This window comes from Bradyrhizobium sp. CCBAU 11357 (assembly GCF_028128865.1).
Classification (GTDB): Bacteria; Pseudomonadota; Alphaproteobacteria; order Rhizobiales; family Xanthobacteraceae; genus Bradyrhizobium.
This window is the reverse complement of the sequence record NZ_LBJW01000109.1, coordinates 318,553-342,990: the sequence shown is the minus strand read 5'-3', so window position 1 is coordinate 342,990 and position 24,438 is coordinate 318,553. Positions and strand designations below refer to the sequence as shown.

Below are 24,438 nucleotides of genomic sequence, written 5' to 3'. Positions count from 1 at the left end.
AGCCGGCGCTTCTCGGAGTAGCCGAGGCATTGGCAGGATGCAGATTGCGATGACGAGGGGGTCTGCAGGTTCGGCCCCGAGCGCCTGACCTCACGCCGGAATTGTCGTCTCGTATTGAGTCAAGCCGTCGTCGAGCTTCACCCAGGCGAGCTTCTCGCTGACCCAGATGTGCTCGGTCGGGGCGAAGGCGTTGCGATCGTCGAAAGTGGCCAGCGCCACGCCCGCCAGCGTGCCGTTGCGGCGCCAGGCAAAGAGCCGCGTGCCGCACTGCTTGCAGAACACGCGGTCGATGTTTGCGGACGAGGCGTAGCGTGCGGTCTCGCCCTCGACGCTGAGCGCACGCTGGTCGAACTGCGCGCGCGCGAAGTAGGGCGAGCCCATCGCCTTCTGGCAGATGCGGCAATGGCAGATGCGGACGTTCAGCGGCTCGCCCTCCGCCTTGAACCGCACCGCGCCGCACAGGCATCCACCTTCCCGGATCATGATGTCCTCAATAGGTTGCGCGCCCGCCCGAGATGTCGAACACAGCGCCGGTCGAGAAGGCGCAATCCTCGGATGCGAGCCAGGCCACCATCGCGGCGAGTTCTTCCACGAGGACGAAGCGTGCCTTCGGGATCTTCGACAGCATGAAGTCGATATGCTGCTGCGTCATCTGGTCGAAGATCGCGGTCTTCGCCGCCGCAGGGGTTACCGCGTTGACGAGGATGTCGTGGGCGGCGAGCTCCTTGCCGAGCGACTTCGTCAACGCGATCAGGCCGGCCTTGGAGGCCGAATAATGCGCGGCGTTCGGATTGCCTTCCTTGCCGGCGATCGAGGCGATGTTCACGATCCGCCCGTATTTCTGCTTGAGCATTGCGGGCACGATCGCCTTGCTGACGATGAAGGGGCCGTCGAGGTTGATGCGTAGCACCTTGCGCCATTCCTCGAGGTCGGTCTCCCAGACCGGCTTGTTGACCCCGGCGATGCCGGCATTGTTGACCAGGATGTCGATCTTGCCGAAGGCCTTGAGCGTCGCATCGCGTGCCTGCTCGACGGCGGCCGTGTCGGTGACGTCGACCTTGAAGACTTTTGTCTCGCCGCCGATCTCCTTTGCGGTCTTCTCCGCCAGCGCGGCGTCGAAGTCCCAGATCGCGACTTTGGCGCCGGAGGCGACGAAGCGCTCGGCAATGGCGCGGCCAAAGCCCTGCGCACCGCCGGTGACGATGGCGATGCGGCCGTTGAGATCGATCTTGTTCATGCCGAAGGCCTCTGGCGTCAGAGCATGTAGCCGCCGTCGACGACGAGGTCGACGCCGGTGGTGAAGGCGCTCTCGTCGCTGCCGAGATAGACCGCCATCGCCGCGATCTCCTCGGCGGTGCCGAGCCGGCCCATCTTCTGGCGGGAGATGAACATCTCCTTGCCCTGCGGGCCCTGCGCGGCGGCGCGGTCGAGCATCGAGGGCGTCTCGACGGTGCCGGGGCAGATCGAGTTGCAACGGATGCCCTTGGTGATGAAGTCGAGCGCGACTGCGCGGGACAGCAGCGACACTGCCGCCTTCGACGAGCTGTAGACGTAGCGGTTCGCCGGCGGCCGCAAGGCAGCGCAGGACGAGATGTTGACGATGCTGCCGCCGCCGCCCGCGATCATGTCGGGCAGGAAGGCTTTGATGGTCCGGTGCATCGACTTGACGTTGAGGTCGAACGAGAAGTCGAAATCCTCTTCCGAGCACTCCAGGATGGTGCCGTGATGCACGAAGCCGGCGGCGTTGAGCAGGATGTCGATCTTGCCGATGCGCTTGGCAAAGGCGTTGACGTCGGCGGTATTGCGGACGTCGAGCTTGGCGACCTCGGCGATGCCTTCCTTGGTCAAGCCAGCGATGCCGGCCTCGTTGATGTCGGTGGCGATGACGGTTGCGCCTTCACGCGCGAATGCGACGGCGCAGGCGCGTCCGATGCCAGCCGCGGCAGCCGTGACGACGGCGCGCTTTCCCTTGAGGCGATCTGCCATGTTCTTGTTCTCCTCACCAAGATCTGTTTGTTAGTTTGTCATTGCGAGGAGCTCTTGCGACGAAGCAATCCAGGGGCTCTCCGCGGAGGCAGACTGGATTGCTTCGCTTCGCTCGCAATGACGTGGGGCTGTCAGTGATTGTCCCGCGCCACGCCGAACGTGCCGGCGACGTTCTGGTAGCGCGTGGCGAGCTCCATGCAGGCGCCGGTCGATTGCTGGCCGACGGTGTTCCGGTAGATCTCCTGCCACGGCGTCTGGTTCGGCGGATGCTTGAAGCCGCCGCTGGCCTTGAGCTCGGTGTGGCGCTTCTTCAGCTCCTCGTCCGAGATCAGGATGTTGGCGCTGCCCTTGTTGAGGTCGATGCGGACCTTGTCACCGCTCTTGAGGATCGCAAGCCCGCCATTGGCGGCGGCTTCCGGCGAGGCGTTGAGGATCGAGGGCGAGCCCGAGGTGCCGGACTGGCGGCCATCGCCGATGCAGGGCAGGGACAGGATACCGCGTTTGATCAGCGCCGCCGGCGGCTGCATGTTCACGACCTCGGCGCCACCGGGGTAGCCGATCGGGCCGGTGCCGCGGATGAACAGCACGCAGCGCTCGTCGATGTGGAGCGAGGGATCGTCGATCCGCTCGTGGTAATCTTCCGGGCCCTCGAACACGATGGCGCGGCCCTCGAAAGCATTGAGGTCCTTCGGATTGCTGAGGTAGCGGTCGCGGAATTCCTTGGAGATCACGCTGGTCTTCATGATCGCGGAATCGAACAGATTGCCCTTCAGCACCAGGAAGCCGGCGTCCTTCACCAGCGGCTTGTCGTAAGCCCAGATCACGTCGTTGTCGGGTGCGGGCGCGTTCTTGCAGTTCTCGCCGATGCCGCGGCCGTTGACAGTGATCGCGTCCTCATGGATGCGCTTGTGCTTCATCAGTTCGCGCACCACGGCAGGCACGCCACCGGCACGGTGGAATTCCTCACCGAGATAGAAGCCGGCCGGCTGCATGTTGACCAGGAGCGGCACGTCGTGGCCGAACTTCTGCCAGTCGTCGATCGACAGCTCGACGCCGATGTGGCGGGCGAGGGCGTTGATGTGGATCGGCGCGTTGGTCGAGCCGCCGATCGCCGAATTGATCACGATGCAATTCTCGAACGCCTTGCGGGTTAGGATGTCCGAGGGCTTCAGGTCCTCCCAGACCATCTCGACGATGCGTTTTCCGGTCTCGTAGGCGATCTGGCCGCGCTCGCGATAGGGGGCCGGGATCGCCGCGCAGCCCGGCAGCGAGAAGCCGAGCGCTTCGGCGAGCCCGTTCATGGTCGAGGCCGTGCCCATGGTGTTGCAATGGCCGACCGAGGGCGCCGAGGAGGCCACGATCTCCATGAATTCTTCATAGTCGATCTCGCCCGCCGCGAGCCGCTCGCGCGATTTCCAGACGATGGTGCCGGAGCCGGTCCGCTCGCCATTGTGCCAGCCGTTCAGCATCGGGCCGCCCGACAGCACGATCGCGGGCAGGTTGACCGTCGCCGCCGCCATCATGCAGGCCGGCGTGGTCTTGTCGCAGCCGGTGGTCAGCACCACGCCGTCGAGTGGATAGCCGTAGAGGATCTCGACCAGGCCGAGATAAGCGAGGTTGCGGTCGAGCGCCGCAGTCGGGCGCTTGCCGGTCTCCTGGATCGGATGGGTGGGGAATTCCATCGCAATGCCGCCGGCCTCGCGGATGCCTTCGCGAACGCGGTGCGCGAGCTCGAGATGATGGCGGTTGCAGGGAGACAGGTCGTTGCCGGTCTGGGCGATGCCGATGATCGGCTTGCCGGATTGCAGCTCGGCGCGGGTGAGGCCGAAGTTCAAATAGCGCTCCATATAGAGCGCGGTCATGCCCGGATTGTGCGGGTTGTTGAACCATTCCTGCGAGCGAAGATGGCGGCGGGTACCGTTACTGCCGGCGGCGTGCCCGTTGGTTGGTTTCTTTGTCATTGGTTTCTCCTGCAATGCAAACGCACTGGCGTCCGTCTCATGGTGGCGGCATGTGCGGTGCCCAACGGCGCGCGCGATGGATCTGCCTTCCCGCTGGCGGGTCGTTTCCTCACGATTCCGATACTAGTCGTGGCTGCTTGGTAACGCTACCATTATGTTCGCCGCAGCCCCGCCTGATACGGGTGGCCTGCTGTCCGAACGCCGCGCCGACGAGCTTTGCCGCTCGATCACCTTGAAGCCGAGATCGAGCACCGGCTGCTCCGGGCGCCGGCCTTCGATCGCGTTGATCAGCATGGTGGCGGCCGTCTTCCCCATCTCGTAGCGATTGGTGCGGACGCTGGTGAGGGTGGGGACGGCGGAGGCCATGAATTCGAGGTCGTTGAAGCCGACGATCGCGATCTGCCCGGGCACTGCGATCTCCCGGCGCCGGCATTCGAACAGCACACCGAGCGCGAGGTCGTCATTGGCGCAGAATACCGCGTCGATGTCGGGCTCGCGCGCCAGCAGATCGGTGAACAGGGCGCCGCCGAGCGTCACCGAGGTCGGTGTCGCCGTCGTGACCACCAGGCGCTGGTCGAACAATCCGGCGTCCTTCATGGCCGAGACATATCCGTCCAGCCGCCGCTGCACCCTGGGATCCATCCGCGCGCCAACGAAGCCGACCTTGCGGTGACCTTGCTCGAACAGGTGCGCGATCGCCGCGCGGGCCGCATCATAGTGTGAAAAGCCGATCATCATGTCGACGGGGTCCGGGCCGATCTCCATGATCTGCACGATCGGGCAGTCCGCGGCTTGAAGCATCGCGCGGGACTCCGTCGTCTGATCGATGCCGGTGACGATCAGCCCGGCCGGCTTCTGCGCCAGGAACAGACGCAGCAACTTCTCTTCCTGGAGAATGCTGTAGCGCGTGTTGGACAATTGGATCGAGTAGCGGCTGCCTTCGGAGGAGTCGTAGATGCCGCGCAGCACGTCCGAGAACACGTTATTGGTGAGCGATGGGATCAAGACACCGATGACCTCGGTGCGTTGCGAGGCGAGGGCGCGTGCGGCAAGATTGGGCACATAGCCGAGCTCCTTGGCGGCGCTCTCGACCCGCGTCCGCTTGGCGACCGACAGGGCCTCCGGATTGCGGAAAAAGCGCGACGCGGTGATCGGGCTGACGCCGGCGAGCTCGGCCACTTCGGCCAGCCGGATTTTGCCTGACTTGGTGCGTTTTCGACCCATTTGCTGCTCATAACACAGTCGGTCCCGCAAACAAAGGAACGTTGACAGCGCTACCAGCAACGACTAACCAAAGACAAATTGCCAAAACCGCACAAACTACCGACAATGTCGCCCGCTAAGCTCGGGCTTCGTTCGGTGAAGTCCGAAAAACAAGACGGTCACGGCGCGAGAGGCGTCGTGGACTTTCGAGGAGGGAGCTAGATGTCGTCTGTGCAAATCCGCGACGTGCGGAAATCGTTCGGCAATTTTGAAGTCCTGCACGGCGTCACGATTCCGATCGAGGACGGTCAGTTCGTCGTCCTGGTCGGCCCCTCCGGCTGCGGCAAGTCGACGCTTCTGCGCATGCTCGCAGGCCTCGAGAACATCACCTCCGGCACGATCTCGATCGGCGACCGCGTCGTCAACAATGTCCAGCCCAAGGAGCGGGACATTGCGATGGTCTTCCAGAACTACGCGCTCTATCCGCACATGACGGTCGCCGACAACATGGGCTTCTCGCTCAAGCTGCGAAATGCCAGCTCGGACGAGATCAACAAGCGCGTCAAGCGCGCCGCCGAGATCCTCGCGCTGTCGCCGCTGCTCGACCGCTATCCGCGCCAGCTCTCCGGCGGCCAGCGCCAGCGCGTCGCGATGGGCCGCGCCATCGTGCGCGATCCGCAGGTCTTCCTGTTCGACGAGCCGTTGTCGAACCTCGACGCCAAGTTGCGCGTCGCCATGCGCACCGAGATCAAGGAGCTGCATCAGCGCCTCAAGACGACGACGGTCTACGTCACCCACGACCAGATCGAGGCCATGACCATGGCCGACAAGATCGTCGTCATGCATGACGGCATCGTCGAGCAGATGGGCACGCCGCTCGAGCTCTACGACAAGCCCGACAACCAGTTCGTCGCCGGCTTCATCGGCTCGCCCGCGATGAACTTCCTGAAAGGCCATGTGCGCGTCAACGGCGTTGCGACCTTCGAAGGGCCGAACGGCGTCAAGCTGCCGCTCAAGACCGCGCCGGCCGGCTCCGACGGCCGTCCGGCGGTCTACGGCGTGCGGCCGGAGCACTTCACCATCGCCGATGACGGTGCCGAGGCCGAGATCATCGTCGTCGAGCCGACCGGCTCGGAAACGCAGGTGTTCGCCAAGGTCGGCGGCGAGCAGGTCGTCGCGGTCTTCCGCGAGCGTCACCAGTTCAATCCGGGCGACAAGGTGCGGCTGAAGCCCGATCCGTCGCTGGTCCATCTGTTCGACGATGCGACGGGAAAACGCATGAACGCCTAGCGCATTAGACGACAAGGCATAAGACAACAAAAAAGCATCACAGGGAGGACATCATGCAAGACTTTACTCGCCGGTCTCTGCTTCAAGGCGGCACGGCTCTGGCTGCATCCGGCATGCTGACGGGGCCGGCACTGTTCGACTTCGCCAAGGCCTGGGCGCAGAGCGCGCCCTGGAAGGCCGAGCCCGGTGCCAAGCTGACCGTGATGCGCTGGAAGCGCTTCGTCCCGGCGGAGGACGATGCGTTCAACGCGATGGTGGCGGCGTTCAAGGCCGCGACCGGTACCGAGATGAACGTGTTCAGCGAATCCTTCGAGGACGTGCAGCCGAAGGCATCCGTTGCAGCCAACACGGGCTCCGGCCTCGACGTCGCCTGGGGCCTGCACACGTTGCCGCAGCTGTTCCCGACCAAAGTCCTGAAAATGAACGACGTCGCCGACTATCTCGGCAAGAAATATGGCGGCTGGACGGACGCTGCAGCAAAGACCTGCAAGCTTGGCGAAGACTGGCTGGGCATCCCTGTCGCGACCAACGGCGGCTATATGACCTACCGGAAGTCGGCGACGGACAAAGCGGGCTTCAAGGAATTCCCGAAAGATTTCCCAAGCTTCCTGGAGATGTGCAAAGCGCTCAAGGCGAACAACACGCCGGCCGGCTTTGCCCTCGGACACGCGAGCGGCGATGCCAACGGCTGGCTGCACTGGATCCTCTGGGGCCACAATGCGTGGACTGTCAATGAGAAGGATCAGGTCAGCATCAATTCGCCCGAGACCGCAAAGGCGCTAGAGTATTGCAAAGCGCTTTACGAGACTTTCATCCCAGGCACGCCTTCCTGGAACGACTCATCCAATAATAAGGCGTACCTGGCCGGTGAACTCTATTGCACCCTCAACGGCATTTCGATCTATGTTGCCGCCAAGACCGATCCTACCAAGAAGGAACTGGCGGAAGATACCTATCACGCGCTGCACCCGGTCGGACCGGTCGGCAAGCCGACCGAGCTGCAGCTTACGCTGCCGATCCTCGCCTTCAACTTCACCAAATATCCGAACGCGGCGAAGGCCTTCGTCGCCTTCATGCTGGAGAAGGAGAACTACGAGAAGTGGCTGGATGGCGCGCAAGGCTATCTGCAGCAGACCTTGAACGCCTATGAATCGGCGTCGGTCTGGACGGCCGATCCCAAGAACGCCGTGTACTCGCAGGCCTCCAAGCGCACGCTGCCGGCGTCCGGCATTGGCACCGTCGGTGAGAAGGCGGCGACCGCGATCGCCGATTTCATCGTCGTCGACATGTTCGCCAATTACTGCACCGGCGCCAAGGATACGAAGGGCGCGATGGCGGAAGCCGAGCGCCAGCTGAAGCGCATCTATCGCTGACGGTCACGGGGCGGGCGGCTCTTGGGCCGCCCGCTCATCAACATTTCGATCAGGGATATCGGGCATGGCTGATGTCGCAATTCCCCGGGCCAAGCCTCAGATGAGCGAGGACAGCGCCTGGGTCCAGCTCAAACACAATCGCAACTGGCTCGGCTTCTGGTTCATGGTGCCGGCCATGGCCTTCCTGATCTTCTTCCTGGCCTATCCGCTCGGGCTCGGCATCTGGCTGTCCTTCACCGACACGCGCATCGGCAGGGTCGGGCACTTCGTCGCCACCGAGAACTACGAGTGGCTGTGGGACGATTCCATCTTCTGGCTGTCGGTGTTCAACACGCTGCTCTACACCTTCGTCGCCAGTGCCATCAAATTCGGCATCGGGCTCTATCTCGCGCTGCTCTTGAACGAGAACATGCCGTTCAAGGCGATGCTGCGCGCGATGGTCCTGATTCCCTTCATCGTGCCGACCGTGCTCTCGGCGCTCGCGTTCTGGTGGATCTTCGACTCGCAATTCTCAATCATCTCCTGGTCGCTGAAGCATCTCGGCCTGATCAACCAGAACATCAACTTCCTCGGCGACACGACCTGGGCGCGCATTTGCGTGATCTTCGCCAATATCTGGCGCGGCGTGCCGTTCGTGGCGATCACGCTCCTGGCCGGCCTGCAGACGGTGTCGCCGTCGCTCTATGAAGCCGCAACGCTCGACGGCGCCACGCGCTGGCAGAATTTCCGCTACATCACCTATCCGCTGCTGACGCCGATCATCGCCGTCGTGATGACCTTCTCGGTGCTGTTCACCTTTACGGACTTCCAGCTGATCTGGGCGATGACGCGTGGCGGCCCGGTCAACGCCACCCATCTGATGGCGACGCTGTCCTATCAGCGCGCGATCATCGCTGGGCAGCTGGGCGAGGGCGCCGCGATCTCCAGCGCCATGATTCCGTTCCTGCTCGCCGCGATCATGGTGTCGTGGTTCGGCCTGCAGCGTCGCAAGTGGCAGCAGGGAGAGAGCAATGACTGACCTGCCCACCAGATCCATCGATCTCAAGAATGTGCTGTCGGGCTCGGCGCCTACGGCCGATCACAGCGAGGGCATGAGCTATCTGCAGTCGGTGCCGCGCAGGCTCGTGACGCTGTACCTGCCGCTCACGATCATCGTCGTCGTCCTGCTGTTCCCGTTCTACTGGATGGCGCTGACCTCGGTGAAGCCCGACGAGCAGCTGCTCGATCTCGACAAGTACAATCCGTTCTGGACCTGGAATCCGACCTTCAAGCACTTCCACAAGCTGCTGTTCGAGAGCTACTATCCGTACTGGCTCTGGAACACGATGTATGTGGCGGTCTGCGCCACGGTGCTCTCGATCATCGCCTCGGTGTTCGCGGCCTACGCCATCGTGCGCTTGCGTTACAAGGGCGCCAATCTTGTCGGCGGCCTGATCTTCCTCGCTTATCTGGTGCCACCGTCGATCCTGTTCATTCCGCTCGCGACAGTCGTGTTCCAGTACGGCCTGTTCGATTCGCCGCTGGCGCTGATCCTGACCTATCCGACCATCCTGATCCCGTTCTCGACCTGGCTGCTGATGGGCTATTTCAAGACCATCCCGTTCGAGCTCGAGGAATGCGCGCTGATCGACGGGGCGAGCCGCTGGCAGATCCTGACCAAGATCGTCGTGCCGCTGGCGATTCCCGGCCTGATCTCGGCCTTCATCTTCTGCTTCACGCTGTGCTGGAACGAGTTCATCTACGCCCTGACGTTCCTGCAATCGACCAGCAACAAGACGGTGCCGGTCGCGATCGTCAACGAGTTCGTGGACGGCGACATCTACCGCTGGGGCTCGCTGATGGCGGGCGCACTGGCCGGCTCGCTGCCGCTCGTGATCCTTTACGCCTTCTTCGTGGAGCATTATGTGTCGGCCATGACCGGCGCCGTGAAGGAATGATCGCGGGGCCTGCTGGGGGCGCGCCAATGGATTCAAGAGCGGCGCGCTCCGGCCAATAAGAAGGAGTTGAGCTCTTGCACATTCTGGTTCTCGGCGCCGCCGGCATGGTTGGCCGCAAACTCTGTGAACGGCTGCTGCGCGACGGCCGGCTCGGCAAGAGCGACATCACGAAATTGACCATGCACGACGTGGTCGAGCCGAAGAAGCCGGAGAAGGCCGGTTTCCCGGTCGAGACCGTGTCGGGCGATTTCGCCGTCCCGGGCGCCGCCGAGAAGCTGATCGCAGGCCGCCCCGACGTGATCTTCCATCTCGCCGCCATCGTCTCCGGCGAGGCCGAGCTCGATTTCGACAAGGGCTATCGCATCAATCTCGACGGCACGCGGATGCTGCTCGATGCGATCCGCCTAGCGGGCGGCGGCTACAAGCCGCGCGTGGTGTTCACGTCCTCGATCGCGGTGTTCGGCGCGCCGTTTCCCGATGCGATCGGCGACGAGTTCTTCCATACCCCACTGCTCAGCTACGGCACCCAGAAGGCGATCGGAGAGTTGCTGCTCGCCGACTATTCCCGCCGCGGCTTCCTCGACGGCATCGGCATCCGTCTGCCGACCATCTGCATCCGGCCGGGCCTGCCCAACAAGGCGGCCTCGGGCTTCTTCTCCAACATCCTGCGTGAGCCGCTGGCCGGCAAGGAAGCGATCCTCCCGGTCTCCGAGGACGTCCGCCACTGGCACGCCACGCCGCGCTCGGCCGTCGGCTTCCTGCTTCACGCCGGCACCATGGATCTCGCCACCGTCGGCCCGCGCCGCAATCTGACCATGCCCGGCCTGTCCGCCACGGTCGGCGAGCAGATCGCCGCCTTGAAGCGGGTCGCGGGCGAGAAGGTCGCCGCGCGCATCAAGCGCGAGCCCGATCCCTTCATCGTCGGCATCGTCGGCGGCTGGCCACGCAATTTCGACGCCAGGCGGTCGCGCGAGCTCGGCTTCACCACCGCCGAGAAGACGTTCGACGATATCATCCGCATTCACATCGAAGACGAGCTCGGCGGCAGTTTCGTCGCCTGATCTCCGACAGAGCGGGTCCTGATGATGGCGAGCGTTGCTTGCATCGGTGAATGCATGGTCGAGCTCCGGCAGGCCCAAGGCGGCGCGTCTGCGGGGCAGGGCGGTGGTCTCTATTCACGCGGCTTCGGCGGCGACACCCTCAATACCGCCGTGTATCTGGCGCGGCTGGACGTCAAGGTCGACTATCTCACCGCGCTTGGCGACGATGCCCTGAGCGATGAGATGGTCGCGGCCTGGAATGCGGAAGGCGTCGGCACGCGGCGTGTCGTGCGGCTCGCGGGCAAGCTGCCCGGCCTCTATATGATCCAGACGGATGGCAAGGGCGAGCGCCAGTTCTTCCACTGGCGCGACAGTGCGGCCGCGCGCCAGCTGATGGGCTTGCCGGAGACGGACGAGTTGCTCAACTCGCTGATGAGCTACGACATCGTCTATCTCTCCGCCATCACGCTCTCGATCTACGACGCGGCGGGGCGCGATCGGCTGTTCGGCGCGATCAAGCGCGCGCGCCTGCTCGGCACCCGCTTCGTGTTCGACACCAATTTCCGCGCGCGCGGCTGGCCGGACCGCGATATCGCGCGGGAGGTGTTTGCGACCGCCTTCGCGGCCGCCGACATCGTGCTGACCTCGACCGAGGACCTGCTCGCGCTCCATCCCGGCGAAAGTCACGACCAGCTGATGGCGCGCATCCCGACCACGGAGCTGGTGTTCCGTCTGCCCGAGCCGGTGAGCCTGTTGCGCTACCCCGGCGGCGCCAGCGAGGTCCGCGCCGAGCCCATGACCAAGCCCGTGGTCGATACCACCGCCGCCGGCGATAGCTTCGCCGCGGCCTATATCGCGGCCCGGCTCGCCGGCGCCGAGCCGGTCGAGGCGGCCGAGGCCGGACATCGCCTCGCCAGCCTCGTGATCTGCTATCCCGGCGCCATCATTCCGGGCTATGCCATGCCGCCGAAGAAGCGGCACCGGCCGGCGGCCTCCCGCCAGGCCAACAAGTAAACAGCGATCAAAAGAATCGAGACCTATGACCACGGCTGCCCAACAGAACCACCTCGTCGCGCTGTTCAAGGCTGCGACCGTCATTCCGGTCCTCACCATCGAGCGCATCCAGGATGCCGTGCCGCTGGCGCGCGCGCTGGTTGCCGGCGGTGTCCGCACGTTGGAGGTGACCTTGCGCACCCCCGTTGCGATCGAGGCGGCGCGCGCGGTGATGGCCGAGGTTCCCGAGGCGGTTGTCGGCATCGGCACCATTCTCAATCCGGCCGACTTCAGCCGGGTCGAGAAGCTCGGCGTCGCGTTCGGCATCAGCCCGGGCCTGACCCCCGATCTCCTCAAGGCCGCGACCGACAGCTCCTTGCCGTTCGCGCCGGGCATCGCCACGGCGTCCGAGCTGATGATGGCGCTGTCCTACGGTTTCGACGTCGCAAAGTTCTTCCCGGCGGAGCAGGCCGGCGGCATTAAGGGCCTGCGCGCCCTGGCCGGACCGTTCCCGAACGTACGGTTCTGCCCGACCGGTGGGGTGGGCGAGGCCAATGCCGCGACCTGGTTGGCCGAACCCAATGTCGTTGCGGTCGGCGGGTCCTGGCTGTGCCCGACGGCGGAGATCCGGGCCGGGAACTGGGCCGGCATAACTGCCATCTGCGAGCGGACCATCAAGGCCCTGAAAGCCGCGTGAAGTCTTGCCATCCCTGGGCTAAGAATTAGCTCAGGACAAGACCTGCAGGGAGAGACGACCATGACCGCCAGCATCGTCGGATGGGCGCATACGCCGTTCGGCAAGTTCGACACCGAAACCGTCGAAAGCCTCGTTAGCCGCGTCGCCAACGAGGCGCTGGCGGACGCCGGCATTTCGGCCGGTGACGTCGACGAGATCGTGCTCGGCCATTTCAATGCCGGCTTCTCGCCTCAGGATTTCACCGCCTCGCTGGTGCTGCAGGCCGACCCCAAGCTGCGCTTCAAGCCGGCGACGCGTGTCGAGAACGCCTGCGCCACGGGATCTGCCGCCGTGCACCAGGGCCTGCGCGCGATTGCCGCAGGGGCCGCTAAAATCGTCCTGGTCGTCGGCGTCGAGCAGATGACGCGCACGCCGGGCCCGGAGATCGGCAAGAACCTGCTCAAGGCGTCCTATCTGCCTGAGGACGGCGACACGGTCGGCGGCTTCGCCGGCGTGTTCGGCAAGATCGCCAGCTCCTATTTCCAGAAATACGGCGACCAGTCCGATGCGCTGGCGCTGATCGCAGCCAAGAACCACAAGAACGGCGTCGCCAATCCCTTCGCCCAGATGCGCAAGGACTTCGGCTTCGACTTCTGCCGCGCCGAGAGCGAGAAGAACCCTTACGTCGCCGGTCCCCTGAAGCGCACCGACTGCTCGCTGGTCTCCGACGGAGCCGCTGCCCTGGTGCTGGCCGATGCCGAGACGGCCAAGGGCATGACCAAGTCGATCGGCTTCCGCGCCACTGCGCACGCCCAGGACTTCCTGCCGATGAGTAAGCGCGACATCCTGCAGTTCGAAGGCTGCACGGTCGCCTGGCAGCGCGCGCTGGAGAAGGCCGGTGTCACGCTGTCCGATCTCTCCTTCGTCGAGACCCATGATTGCTTCACGGTTGCCGAGCTGATCGAGTACGAAGCCATGGGCCTGACGCCGAAGGGGCAGGGTGCCCGTGCCATCAAGGAAGGCTGGACGCTGAAGGACGGCAAGCTGCCGGTCAATCCGTCCGGCGGCCTGAAGGCCAAGGGCCATCCGATCGGCGCCACCGGCGTCTCCATGCATGTGATGACCGCGATGCAGCTCGCAGGCCAGGCGCCCGAGGGCATGCAGCTCAAGAACGCCAAGCTCGGCGGCATCTTCAACATGGGCGGGGCAGCCGTCGCCAACTATGTTTCGGTGCTCGAGCCACTCAAGTAGGCTCTCGTGGGGTGGGCAAGGGCGCGAAAGCGCCATGCCCACCTTTTTCCTTGCGCTAGATCATGGTGGGCACGCTGCGCTTTGCCCACCCTCCGGCTCCTGATTGAAAGACGAGACGCGCATCATGAGCAATGCCTACGAAGACTCTCTCTCCCTCGAAGCACTCAACGATCGTATCGCGATCCTCGAGGACAATATCCGCCAGCTCATCGAGCAGGCCGCTGCCGCCTCCGGCGAGCAGAACGAGTCGCGCATCGCCGACCGCATCAACCAGCAGAACGACGAGCTCGAGCGGCTCCTGAAGATCCGGGAATCCCGTCAGAAGAAATAGCGGCCGATGTCGCCCCGCGGCGCATGCCGCCATACGCCGGCCGCCCTTGCGCGCGCGGCGCCACTGTCCTTAGCTGGACCGAAATCGCCGGGCATTTGAGCCCGGCGCAATCGGGAGCGAACGATGGGGCCGCTGAAGGGCATCAAGGTCATCGACATGACCACCGTGCTGATGGGGCCCTATGCGACCCAGATGCTCGGCGATTACGGTGCCGACGTCATCAAGGTGGAGTCGCTGGATGGCGACGTCACCCGCCTGATCGGACCGATGCGTCACGCCGGCATGGGTCCGGTGTTTCTCAACACCAACCGCAGCAAGCGCTCGATCTGCCTCGATCTGAAGAAGCCGGCGGGCCGCGAAGCCGTGCTGCGGCTTCTGAAAGACGCCGACGTCTTGGTCTACAACGTCCGCCCGCAGGCCATGGCGCGGCTGCAGCTCGGATACGACGTCGTCTCCGCAATCAACCCGCGCCTGGTCTATGCCGGCGTGTTCGGCTTCGGCCAGGACGGCCCTTATGCTGCAAAACCCGCTTACGACGACCTGATCCAGGGCGCCACCGCGCTTCCGGCGCTGATGGCGCAGACCGGGGACGGCGTGCCGCGCTATGTGCCGAACGCGCTCGTGGACCGCATCGTTGGCATCACCGCGGTCGGCGCGATCTGCGCCAGCCTCGTGCACCGCGACCGCACCGGCCGTGGCCAGCGCGTCGACATTCCGATGTTCGAGACCATGGCCGGCTTCGTCATGGGCGATCACATGGGCGGGCTGACCTATGAGCCGCCGCTCGACAAGGGCGGCTATGCCCGCCATCTCTCGCGCGACCGCAGGCCCTACAAGACCTCTGACGGCTATCTCAGCGTCATCGTCTACAACGACAAGCAATGGGAGAATTTTTTCAAGGCCACGGGACGCGACGACCTGCGCGCCGATCCCAAGTTTGCAACCTTTGCCGGCCGCGCCGCCAATATCGACATCATCTATGCCGAGCTCGCCCGCATCTTCGAGACGCGTACCACCGCGGAGTGGATCGATCTGCTGACGAAGGCCGACGTACCCGTCATGCCGATGCACGATCTCGCCTCGATCCTGCACGACGAGCATCTGGAGGCCACCGGCTTCTTCCCGGTGGTCACCCATCCGACCGAAGGCCCGATCCGCAGCATGAAGGTGACGGCGACCTGGTCGGAGACGGCGGCTGAGCCGGTACGCCTGGCGCCGCGGCTCAACGAGCACGGCGCCGAGATCTTGCGCGAGATCGGATACTCGGCCGACGAGGTCGCCGTCATGGTGCGCGACGGCGTTACGCGCGGAGCGCCGGAGTAGGGGGAAGGTATGGCGCAAGCTCTCTCATCCGTCATTCCGGGGCGCGCCTCTTGGCGCGAGCCCGGAATCCATACTCACGATGGTGGTTATGGATTCCGGGCTCGGCCCTTCGGGCCGCCCCGGAATGACGAGGAGGAGAGCGCGCCATGAGCTTCATCACCGGCGTCGGCCTCACATCTTTCGGCAAGCACGAGGGCTGCTCCTCGCTTGACCTGATGACCCAAGCGGCGCAAGCCGCGCTCGACGACGCCGGTCTCAAGCGCGCCGACATTGACGGCATCCTCTGCGGCTATTCCACCGTTTCCCCGCACATCATGCTCGCCACCGTCTTCGCCGAGCATTTTGGCATCCGCCCGTCTTATGCCCATGCCGTGCAGGTCGGTGGCGCCACCGGCCTCGCCATGACCATGCTCGCCCATCATCTCGTGGAAGCAGGCGTCGCAAAACACGTGCTCGTCGTCGCCGGCGAGAACCGGCTCACCGGGCAGAGCCGCGATGCTTCGATCCAGGCGCTGGCGCAGGTTGGTCATCCCGACTACGAGGTGCCGCTGGGACCGACCATCCCGGCCTATTACGGCCTCGTTGCCAGCCGATACATGCACGAATACGGCGTGACCGAAGAGGACCTCGCGGAGTTTGCGGTGCTGATGCGTGCTCACGCTTGCACCCATTCCGGCGCGCAATTCCATGATCCCATCACGGTCGCCGACGTCATGGCCTCGAAACCGGTGGCGCTGCCGCTCAAGCTGCTCGATTGCTGCCCGGTCTCCGACGGCGGCGCGGCCTTCGTCGTCAGCCGCGAGTGGACGGGGGAAGTCGGCGTGCACATCCGCGGCTGCGCCCAGGCCCACACGCATCAGCATGTCACGGCAGCGCCCGCCCTCAGCGAGCTCGGCGCCGAGATTTCCATCGCCCGCGCGAAGCAGGTCACGGGTCTGGCGATCTCCGACGTGCGTTATGCCGCGATCTACGACAGCTTTACGATCACGCTCGCGATGCTGCTGGAAGACCTCGGGCTCGCCGGCCGCGGCGAGGCGGCCGCGCGCGTGCGCGCCGGCCATTTCGGCCGCGACGGCGCGATGCCGCTGAATACCCATGGCGGCCTGCTCAGTTACGGCCATTGCGGGGTCGGCGGCGCCATGGCGCACCTGGTCGAGGCGCATTTGCAGATGACGGGGCGGGCGGCGACCCGCCAGGTGCGCGATGCCTCGATCGCGCTGCTGCATGGCGACGGCGGCGTGCTGTCGTCCCATGTCAGCATGTTTCTGGAGCGGGTTCGATGAGCGAACGAATCGCGGACTGGACTAAGGGCGAGCAGGCGATCACCTACCAGACCTGCACCTCGTGCGGCCATGTCCAGTATTTCCATCGCACCTTCTGCGCGGCCTGCGGCGCGTCCGATCCGCACCAAGCGCGCGCCAGCGGCAAGGGCAGGGTCTACGCGACCTCATTGGTCTGCCGCGCCGCCACGCCCGAGACGCGCGCGCATGTGCCCTACAACATTGTGCTGGTCGATTGCGCCGAGGGTTTTCGCATGATGGCGCATGGTGACAACGGAATCGCCATCGGCGATTCGGTTGTCGCGAGCTTTAAGCCGTTCGCCGGAAAGCTCGTGCCGTACTTTGCCAAGGACAAGGCCAAATAGTGGGATCCGTCATTCGGGGGCGGTCATAGGACCGAGCCTGGAACGGGTATTCTGGGCTTGGCCTGTGCGAGGGCCACCCCGGAATGACGAAAACTCTTAAAACGCGAACTAACGCCCGTAGAACAAGATGCTGGCGATGACGAGCATCGCCGTCACCGCCAGCATATGCGCGAGCGCTCCCGAGGCCGCCCCCTTGGTGGCTTCCTTCATGCCGTTTTCTCCCTAGACTTGGGCGTGACTCATCGTTGCGCGGTTAGCGCACACGACGGCCAATTGTTTTTACTCGGAACACCCCTTGCGAGTATCCGCCGCGATTTGTCCCCACGCGGCGAATATCGACTGTGTCAGGGTCGATCAGCAATGCGGCGGCAATTTGACTCGATGATGTTGCTCCTGCGTCCACCCGCGAATAGAGTCTGCGGAAACCTGCGCCGGTGGCGACAAGAAGCATCAAAAGATCAGGGAAAACTTCAGGAAAATCATGGCCCGCATTCAGTACAGCGACCCGTCCAAGGCATCCGACCGCACCCGCGAAATCCTCGACAAGAACCGTCATGCCAACATCTTCCGGATGATGGCGCATTCGCCGAGCTACTTTGAGCAATACTGCCGCCTCGGCGGCGCCATCCGCCACAAGGGCGAGCTCGATCCGATCGTGCGCGAGCTTGCGATCACCCGCACCGGCATCCTGTGCGAGGCACCCTATGAGATCGTCGCGCACAAGCGCATCGGCAAGAATGTCGGCGTCACCGACGAGCAGAACGAGGCGCTCGAGAACTGGCAGGCCGCATCCTGCTTCAACGAGGTGCAGCGCGCCGCGCTCGCCTTCACCGACGAGATCGTGAATCTGAAGAAACCGACGGATGCGACCTTCAAGGCGATCGCGTCGAAGCTGACGCCGGCCGCGCTGGTCGAGCTCCAGCTCTCGGTCGGCTTCTACATCATGACGTCAAAGTTCCTGGAGACCTTCGAGATCGATCTCCAGCCCGTCACCGAAGTGGTGGGCTGAATCGACGCAAGCGGCGGGGAATGCCGATGACGATCGATGAATATGCGGCCTGGGCTGCAACCATTGCCAAAGTCGAAGAGCATCCGTCCAACGAGCGGCTGTCCTACCTCGGCCTCGGCCTTGCCGGTGAGGCGGGCGAAGTCGCCGAGCACATCAAGAAGCTCTTGCGCGACGATTGGCTCGATAAGGCGGGTCTCGTCGAAGAGCTCGGCGATGTCGTCTACTACTGGGCCTGCCTGTGCGCCGCCACCGGCCAGCAGCCATCGGCGCTGCTCGATGCCAGCGCCGCCAAGATCAAGCGACGTATCAGCGAAGCGGCGAGCCGGTAAGCGTGAGCTGGGAACTCCGGCGTCATGGCCGGGCTTGTCCCGGCCATCCACGTCTTGCCAAGCGGTACGAAGAACGTGGATGCCCGGGACAAGCCTGGACAAGCCCGGGCATGACGACTTCTTGGGGGGCAACGTCGGCGTTAATTACGTCGAGGTCAGAATATCCACCTTGGCATTGGCGACGATCAGGCGGTCGGCCAGGAGCTGGGCCAGGTTGCGCATGATACATTCGCTGGCGCGGGGGTGCTGCTTGCGGAAACGCTCGAAATCCTTCAGCGGCACCTCGCATGCCGTCGCGGCCATGTCGGCGAACACGTCGGCGGAGCGGGTCTGCTCCAGCAGCGCCATCTCGCCGAACGCCATGCCGGCGGTGAGCGTCGCCAGCCTGACGCCGTCGGGCAGCGTGACATGCACGGCGCCGCTGCGCAGGAAGTACAGCGCATCGGCGGGGTCGCCGGCCGTGAGAATCTTCGCGCCGGATTGATAGGTCCTGATGGTGCAGAGCGAGGCGAGATCGGTCAGCTCTTCCTCGCTCAGCCCGGTGAGCAGGGGCTGCTCGGCAAGCTCGGTGGTCTCGTGAAAATCGATCGAGCCCCCGTAGCGATAGACGATCTGGTCTTCGGCCCATTCGATCGCCGTGTCGAGCAAATAGAAGTCGCGGACGTTCTTCAGCTCGGCGGTCCATTCGCGCAAGCTGTTCCATTCCTTGGAGGCGCGCCGGACGCCCGACAGCACGACGGTCACGTTCAGTGCGGCGAGCTCCTCGAAGGCTTCTGCCACCAGCCGCGCGCCGGCGCGCGTGGTCGATGTCACGCGGTGAAGATCGAAGATCACGAATTGCGGCCGCGGCCGTCCGGCAAGCCGGCGCGAGACGTAATCGACCGCCGACAGCGAGAGCGTGCCGACCAGCTCGATGATCCGCACCTCCTGCTCGTGGGCCGCCAGGATCTCGCGCTCCTGCGGGCGGCGCACGCGGCGAGAGGGGCTCCTGCCGATATCGTAGTCCGCGATGACGGCGTTGCGCGCGTCGTCGCTGCGGTTGAGCATGTGCAGGTCGTAGTGCGATGACAGCGCCTCGCAGACCTTGATGCCGCGCACGCTGTTGCCGTGCTTGTCGAGCCTTGGTGAATAGCTGCCGAGGCCGAGGCGGGCAGGGAGCGCCGCCAGGATGCCGCCGCCGACGCCGCTCTTGGCGGGGATGCCGATGCGGTAGATCCATTCGCCGGCATAGTCGTACATGCCCGAGGACGTCATCACGGAAAGGGTACGCGAGATCGCGTAAGCGCTCAGCACCTGCTCGCCGGTGACCGGATTGATGCCGCGATTGGCGAGCGTCGCCGCCATCACCGCGATGTCGCGCGCGGTGACCAGCACGGCGCATTGGCGGAAATAGACGTCGAGCACGCCGGCGACATTGTCCGAGATCACCGCGTTGGTCTTAAGCAGATAGCCGATGGCGCGGTTGCGGTCGCCGGTCTGGCTCTCGGAGGCATAGACCGCCTCGTCGACAGAGAGATCGCGTCCTGCAAAACGGCTGAGCGCAAGGCGGATCTGCTCGAAGGCCTCCGCGCCCTTGCTGTCGTAGATCAGCCCGGTGCAGGCGATCGCGCCGGCATTGACCATCGGATTGAACGGATGGTTCTCGGAATTCAGCCGGATCGAGTTGAAGGGATCGCCGGAGGGCTCGACGCCGATCGCGCCTTCGACCTTGCCGGCGCCGAGCAGGTCCAGCGCCAGCGCGAACACGAAGGGCTTCGACATCGACTGGATGGTGAAGGGCACCCGGCTGTCGCCGACTTCATAGACATGGCCGTCCAGCGTCGCCAGGCTGATGCCGAAATAGGCAGGATCGGCCTTGCCGAGCTCGGGGATGTAATCGGCGACGTGGCCTGACGTCTCGGCCGAGAATTCGCTAAGGCAATTGTCCAGAAACCGCAGCAGGGGCGGCTTCGAACGGGTCCAGGCGGTGGCGAGAGGCGAGAGCGGTTTCATCGCCCCCCTTGTGCAACGCAATCAGGGTACGCGCAACCCGTCCGGCATCACAGGCTGGCGCCGGACCAGAAGAAGCGCGATCAGGATCGTCGGCAGCAGGATGCCAAGGCCCAGCAGCGTCACCTGCATCTGCGACAACGGCATGATGCCGCCGCCGGGGGTGGCGACCACGAAGCCGCCGATCACGAGCAGCACGCGGATCGGCCATTCCAGCATCCCGGCGCGGCGCAAGTCGCCGACGAAGGATTGGTAGCCCTGGATGCCGCCGCAGATGAAGAGGATGCCGAAACAGGCAAGTCCCGTGAGTCCAAGCGCCTCCAGATAAGGATTGCTGCCCTGGAGCAGCAGCGCCGGGTTGAGCACGAAGAAGAACGGGATGAAGTAGATGATGCTGCCCACCCACATGCTCTCCCAGCCCGTCTTCATCGCCGGCGCACCGGCGATGCCGGCCGCTGCGAAAGAGGCGATCGCCACCGGCGGGGTGATCGAGGACAGCATGCCCCAGTAGAAGATGAACATGTGCACCGCCATCTTGTTCAGCCCGAGCTTCTCCAGTGCCGGCGCGACCAGGATGGCGAGGAAGATGTAGCAGGAGGTCGTGGTCAGCCCGAGCCCGAGGATCAGGCTGGTGATTGCGCACATGATCAGCAGCAGGAAGGCATCGCCGCCCGCGATGCTGAGCAAATCGTTGGCAAGGCTCGAGATCACACCGGTCAGCGAGAAGGCGCCGATCAACAGGCCGCAGCCGGCGAGGATCGCGATCAGCTCGACGAACGTCTTGCCGTTGAGCTCGAGGAATTGCAACCAGCGCGCGCGGCCCCAATTCTTGCCGGGGAAGAATTCGTTCAGCGCCGCCAGCAGGCACATGCCCCACAGCGCAGCGTTGAGCACGCCATACCAGAACATTGCGGCCGTCGCCGCGATCGAGCCGGCAAGGACGAGCGTGTTTCCAAGCTTCCAGCGCGCCGGACCCGACCATTGGTGCAGGATCACCAGCAGCACGGAGGCATAGAACGGCGCATGGCTCTCGCGCTTGAAGTAGAGCAGCATCACCACGAGCACGACGATCACGAAGAGATAGTACCAGCCGTCCTTGAACGCATCCCAGAACCGCGGCAGCTCGGCGCGCGGCAGGCCCTTCAGCTTGTGGCGGGCGGCATAGGCGTCGACCTGCGCGAACAGGCCGACATAATAGAGGATCGAGGGAATGGTCGCGGCCAGCGCGACGTCGGCATAGCCCGTGTTCATGAACTGCGCCATCACGAACGCGGTGGCGCCCAGCACCGGCGGCGCCAGCACCGCGCCGGTCGAGGCGCAGGCCTCGATCGCGCCGGAATAGGACGGCGTGAAGCCGGTCTTCTTCATCGCGGGGATCGTCATCGTGCCGGCGGTCAGCACGTTGGAGACGATGCTGCCGCCGACGGTGCCGAGCAGGCCGGATGCGAACACACAGACCTTTGCCGCGCCGCCGCGGAAGGTGCCGCACATCGCGAACGCGATATTGATGAAGAATTTTCCGGCGCCCGTCATCATCAGCGCGGTGCCGAACACCAAAAAGCCGATCACGGTGTCGGCGAAGGCCTGAATGGGAATGCCGAGCAGGCTCTCGCCGGAGAGCATGTGATAGGAGGTCGTCTGCTGCAGCGTCGATTGCGTGCCGCGGAACGGCCCGAGCCAGCTCGAATCCGCAAACAGCGGATAGAGCGTGAAGGGCAGCACGCTGAGCAGCAGGCTCCAGCCGCCGGTGCGCCGCAGCGCCTCCATCAGCGCGAACCACATCACGAGCCCGGCGGCGATGACGTTGGTGGGCGCGCCGTCGAACTCCCAGCCGAGCTGCGCCGCCTTGCGGATATTGAGCATCAGCCAGATCGCCGAGCCGAAGGTCGCCGCGAACAGCGCAAGGTCATGCCAGGGGATGCGGTCGAGCGGCGCCTTGTCCGACCCCGGGAAGATCAGGAAGGTGAACGGCAGCATCAACGCGATCAACAGATAGAAATATTCGGTGTTGAGCTGGGTGTAGTCGATGAAGAACCGCAGCGAGAATTGCTGGTTCACACACAACAGAATGGTGGCCGCCGTGGCCGCCATCAGCACCCAGCGCCACGCGCCCTTCAGGGTGCGCACGCGCGTGACCTCAGCCTCCTGCAAGTCAGCGGCGGCGCCGAGATGCGGATCTGCGAATTCGACGCGCCTGGCTTCGTCCTGGGGGCCGCTGGAGATTGAAGCAGACATGATCGATCCCGGACGTGGGCTGCAAAGTCGCGACTAGGCGAACGATTGTTGGTTGAAGCGGTCGCGCCGCAGGCTCCTCAACCTCTCCCGCGTGCGGGAGAGGTTGGCGCGCAGCGCCGGGTGAGGGCTTTCTCCTCTGGGGGAATCCCACCGTGGAGACACCCTTTCCCAAACCCTCTCTCGCACGCGGGAGAAGGGGCGCACTTCTCGCGGGGCAGCGATCAAGCCCGAGAGCATCTCGCTCTATTCCTCGAACCCATTCGGCATGCCGGCTTTCGCCAGCGCCGCGGCGCGGGCCTTCATCCAGCCGTCGAGGAACGCCTTGTCGTCCGACGGCGGATTGGACTTGCCGTATTCGGTCCAGGCTGCGCCGAGCACTTCCTGGCGCTTGATCAGCTGGTTGTTGTGCGCCTCCTGCGCATCGCTCCATTGTCCGACTTCCTTCAGCGCTTTCACCGCGCCGGGATGCACCGGCACCACCCAGTTCTTGGTCTGGCGGTCGGCCGCGAGCCCGCCGGCGCCGGGCGCGGAATCCTTGTAGGCGTCGTAGTTGACGATCATCGCCTTGGTGATGGCGTAGACCTGGTCGGCCGGTTGCGAGGCATAGGCGACGAAGATCGGGTAGGGATAATTGCCGAGCTCGACCGGCTTCTCCGGCGAGATGCCGGCGCCGCAAGTCGCAAGCTGCGGGAAGAAGAACGAGCCGACCTTCTGCATCCGCGCCCAGCCTTCCTTGTCCTTGGCGGGCAGCGGCGGCCAGATCAGCCCGCGCGGCGAGGTCTCGGCCTCCTTGGCCGGACCGGTGATGGTGGTTCCGAAGGCGGCATCGACGTCGTTGTTGATCAGGCCCTTCCACATCGCCCCATAGCTCGCGAACTCGACGGCCTTGACGTCGTTCTTGGTCAGCCCGGCGAAGGCGAGCACTGCGAGCGAGTTCTGGTTCAGCGCGGGCGAGCCGACCACGAAGCCGACGCGCTTGCCCTTGAGGTCCTTCAGCTCCTTCACGCCGGTGTCGGCGGCGACCGCGAGCGAGCCGCAATTGCAGTCGACGGACGAGAGCAGGATCTGCAGCGGCTGCGGACCCCATTCCTTCGAGCCGAACTCGAACACGCCTTCCTGCGCGAAATAGGTGCCCGATCCCATCGCTGCGGAAGCCGCGCGCTTGGCGCGCAGCGGCGCGAGGCGGGCAACGTCGTTGCCTGCGGGCAGCACGCGCACGTCGGTGCCGTATTTGTCCTTCATCATCTTGCCGACACCGACCGCGATGTTGAAGCCGGCGGTGCCGGTGTCATAGGCGGTGAACGTCAATGTCGCCGGCAGCTTGGTGTCTTCGGCAAACGAATAGCGTGTAGACGCAAAAGAAATGCCCGCCGCCAAGGCAGGTGCGAGCACGAGCAGCCCACGAAGCATGTTTCCCTCCAATGATCCTCGCTTTGGCGCGAGGATTTTCATTCTTTGTTTGAAACAAGGTTTTGTTTGAAACCGATCATGTCACCGCGATCAAGCGATGGCAACGCCGTACGGCGCACGCAGGAATGCAGCTGACAGATCGTCGCGGAAACAAACGGATGAAACACTCAACTCGCGACGATCGCGATCGCCTGTCCCTCGGCAACGACGTCGTCGACCTTGACCAGAAGCGATGTGATCGTGCCGTTCGCGGGCGAGGGCACCGGGATCTCCATCTTCATCGCTTCGACCACCACAACGTCATCGCCATCCGCGACGGTTCCTCCAACTTGCACGGGAGTTGCGCAGATGCGTCCCGCGACCTCCGTGACGATCTTAATTTCTGGCATGCCATCGCCTTTTTGTTGTCGTCGCAAAATGCCTGAGGTAGCGTCGTCTGCAAGTGGAATTTAATTCC

The 24,438-nt window shown here is 64.4% G+C and carries 23 protein-coding genes; 14 read left to right on the top strand and 9 right to left on the bottom strand.

What is annotated here, in order from left to right:
- Nucleotides 1-90: 90 nt before the first annotated feature.
- From XI05_RS30110 to XI05_RS30090, 5 genes are all read right to left on the bottom strand, one after another.
- A complete protein-coding gene (locus tag XI05_RS30110; RefSeq protein WP_212257441.1) occupies nucleotides 91-483 on the bottom strand; it encodes a GFA family protein in 393 nt (130 codons plus the stop codon).
- 7 nt (nucleotides 484-490) lie between these two features.
- On the bottom strand, nucleotides 491-1,237 hold the full coding sequence (locus tag XI05_RS30105) for an SDR family NAD(P)-dependent oxidoreductase (protein WP_271508529.1): 747 nt from the start codon (nucleotides 1,235-1,237) through the stop codon (nucleotides 491-493).
- Nucleotides 1,238-1,254: 17 nt separating this feature from the next.
- Entirely contained in the window at nucleotides 1,255-1,986 is a 732-nt protein-coding gene (locus XI05_RS30100) for an SDR family oxidoreductase (protein WP_271508527.1), read from the bottom strand.
- Between the two features lie 131 nt (nucleotides 1,987-2,117).
- A complete protein-coding gene (locus tag XI05_RS30095) occupies nucleotides 2,118-3,947 on the bottom strand; it encodes an IlvD/Edd family dehydratase (protein ID WP_271508525.1) in 1,830 nt (609 codons plus the stop codon).
- A 123-nt stretch (nucleotides 3,948-4,070) separates the two neighbouring features.
- Nucleotides 4,071-5,171 carry a LacI family DNA-binding transcriptional regulator gene (locus tag XI05_RS30090; RefSeq protein ID WP_271508523.1) on the bottom strand — a complete coding sequence of 367 codons (1,101 nt, stop codon included), beginning with the start codon at nucleotides 5,169-5,171 and terminating at the stop codon, nucleotides 4,071-4,073.
- A 201-nt stretch (nucleotides 5,172-5,372) separates the two neighbouring features.
- Between XI05_RS30090 and XI05_RS30085 the strand changes: the two genes are divergently transcribed.
- From XI05_RS30085 to XI05_RS30020, 14 genes are all read left to right on the top strand, one after another.
- Complete coding sequence (locus tag XI05_RS30085; RefSeq protein ID WP_271508520.1) at nucleotides 5,373-6,440, top strand: ABC transporter ATP-binding protein; 1,068 nt, start codon at nucleotides 5,373-5,375, stop codon at nucleotides 6,438-6,440.
- A gap of 53 nt (nucleotides 6,441-6,493) precedes the next feature.
- Complete coding sequence (locus XI05_RS30080; RefSeq protein WP_271508517.1) at nucleotides 6,494-7,813, top strand: ABC transporter substrate-binding protein; 1,320 nt, start codon at nucleotides 6,494-6,496, stop codon at nucleotides 7,811-7,813.
- A gap of 100 nt (nucleotides 7,814-7,913) precedes the next feature.
- The gene (locus tag XI05_RS30075) at nucleotides 7,914-8,831 is read left to right on the top strand and encodes a carbohydrate ABC transporter permease (protein WP_442869331.1); all 918 of its coding nucleotides are present in this window, start codon (nucleotides 7,914-7,916) and stop codon (nucleotides 8,829-8,831) included.
- Entirely contained in the window at nucleotides 8,824-9,750 is a 927-nt protein-coding gene (locus tag XI05_RS30070; RefSeq protein ID WP_271508512.1) for a carbohydrate ABC transporter permease, read from the top strand. The genes XI05_RS30075 and XI05_RS30070 overlap by 8 nt, the downstream gene beginning before the upstream one ends.
- A gap of 74 nt (nucleotides 9,751-9,824) precedes the next feature.
- Complete coding sequence (gene denD / locus XI05_RS30065) at nucleotides 9,825-10,811, top strand: D-erythronate dehydrogenase (RefSeq protein WP_271508510.1); 987 nt, start codon at nucleotides 9,825-9,827, stop codon at nucleotides 10,809-10,811.
- A 24-nt stretch (nucleotides 10,812-10,835) separates the two neighbouring features.
- Nucleotides 10,836-11,804 carry a sugar kinase gene (locus tag XI05_RS30060; protein WP_271508565.1) on the top strand — a complete coding sequence of 323 codons (969 nt, stop codon included), beginning with the start codon at nucleotides 10,836-10,838 and terminating at the stop codon, nucleotides 11,802-11,804.
- A gap of 25 nt (nucleotides 11,805-11,829) precedes the next feature.
- Nucleotides 11,830-12,480 (top strand): bifunctional 4-hydroxy-2-oxoglutarate aldolase/2-dehydro-3-deoxy-phosphogluconate aldolase, encoded by a 651-nt coding sequence (gene eda / locus XI05_RS30055; protein WP_271508508.1) that lies wholly within the window; start codon nucleotides 11,830-11,832, stop codon nucleotides 12,478-12,480.
- Between the two features lie 60 nt (nucleotides 12,481-12,540).
- Complete coding sequence (locus XI05_RS30050) at nucleotides 12,541-13,710, top strand: acetyl-CoA acetyltransferase (RefSeq protein ID WP_271508507.1); 1,170 nt, start codon at nucleotides 12,541-12,543, stop codon at nucleotides 13,708-13,710.
- A 124-nt stretch (nucleotides 13,711-13,834) separates the two neighbouring features.
- A complete protein-coding gene (locus XI05_RS30045) occupies nucleotides 13,835-14,041 on the top strand; it encodes a hypothetical protein (protein ID WP_018645722.1) in 207 nt (68 codons plus the stop codon).
- Between the two features lie 123 nt (nucleotides 14,042-14,164).
- On the top strand, nucleotides 14,165-15,364 hold the full coding sequence (locus XI05_RS30040) for a CaiB/BaiF CoA transferase family protein (RefSeq protein ID WP_271508505.1): 1,200 nt from the start codon (nucleotides 14,165-14,167) through the stop codon (nucleotides 15,362-15,364).
- 146 nt (nucleotides 15,365-15,510) lie between these two features.
- Nucleotides 15,511-16,647 (top strand): thiolase family protein, encoded by a 1,137-nt coding sequence (locus XI05_RS30035; protein WP_271508502.1) that lies wholly within the window; start codon nucleotides 15,511-15,513, stop codon nucleotides 16,645-16,647.
- Nucleotides 16,644-17,009: a Zn-ribbon domain-containing OB-fold protein gene (locus XI05_RS30030; protein WP_271508499.1), complete on the top strand. Its 366-nt coding sequence runs from the start codon at nucleotides 16,644-16,646 to the stop codon at nucleotides 17,007-17,009. Before XI05_RS30035 ends, XI05_RS30030 begins: the two co-directional genes overlap by 4 nt.
- A gap of 481 nt (nucleotides 17,010-17,490) precedes the next feature.
- The gene (locus tag XI05_RS30025) at nucleotides 17,491-18,018 is read left to right on the top strand and encodes a carboxymuconolactone decarboxylase family protein (RefSeq protein ID WP_271508494.1); all 528 of its coding nucleotides are present in this window, start codon (nucleotides 17,491-17,493) and stop codon (nucleotides 18,016-18,018) included.
- A 26-nt stretch (nucleotides 18,019-18,044) separates the two neighbouring features.
- Nucleotides 18,045-18,347, top strand: a complete 303-nt coding sequence (locus tag XI05_RS30020) for a nucleoside triphosphate pyrophosphohydrolase family protein (RefSeq protein ID WP_172786333.1) — start codon at nucleotides 18,045-18,047, stop codon at nucleotides 18,345-18,347.
- Nucleotides 18,348-18,491: 144 nt separating this feature from the next.
- Here the strand turns inward: XI05_RS30020 and glsA are convergent, their stop codons facing one another.
- From glsA to XI05_RS30000, 4 genes are all read right to left on the bottom strand, one after another.
- The gene (gene glsA, locus XI05_RS30015) at nucleotides 18,492-20,339 is read right to left on the bottom strand and encodes a glutaminase A (RefSeq protein ID WP_271508491.1); all 1,848 of its coding nucleotides are present in this window, start codon (nucleotides 20,337-20,339) and stop codon (nucleotides 18,492-18,494) included.
- Nucleotides 20,340-20,360: 21 nt separating this feature from the next.
- On the bottom strand, nucleotides 20,361-22,571 hold the full coding sequence (locus XI05_RS30010) for a TRAP transporter permease (protein ID WP_271508489.1): 2,211 nt from the start codon (nucleotides 22,569-22,571) through the stop codon (nucleotides 20,361-20,363).
- A gap of 243 nt (nucleotides 22,572-22,814) precedes the next feature.
- A complete protein-coding gene (locus XI05_RS30005; RefSeq protein ID WP_271508486.1) occupies nucleotides 22,815-23,981 on the bottom strand; it encodes a TAXI family TRAP transporter solute-binding subunit in 1,167 nt (388 codons plus the stop codon).
- 167 nt (nucleotides 23,982-24,148) lie between these two features.
- Entirely contained in the window at nucleotides 24,149-24,370 is a 222-nt protein-coding gene (locus XI05_RS30000; RefSeq protein ID WP_036001120.1) for a biotin/lipoyl-containing protein, read from the bottom strand.
- Nucleotides 24,371-24,438 lie beyond the last annotated feature (68 nt).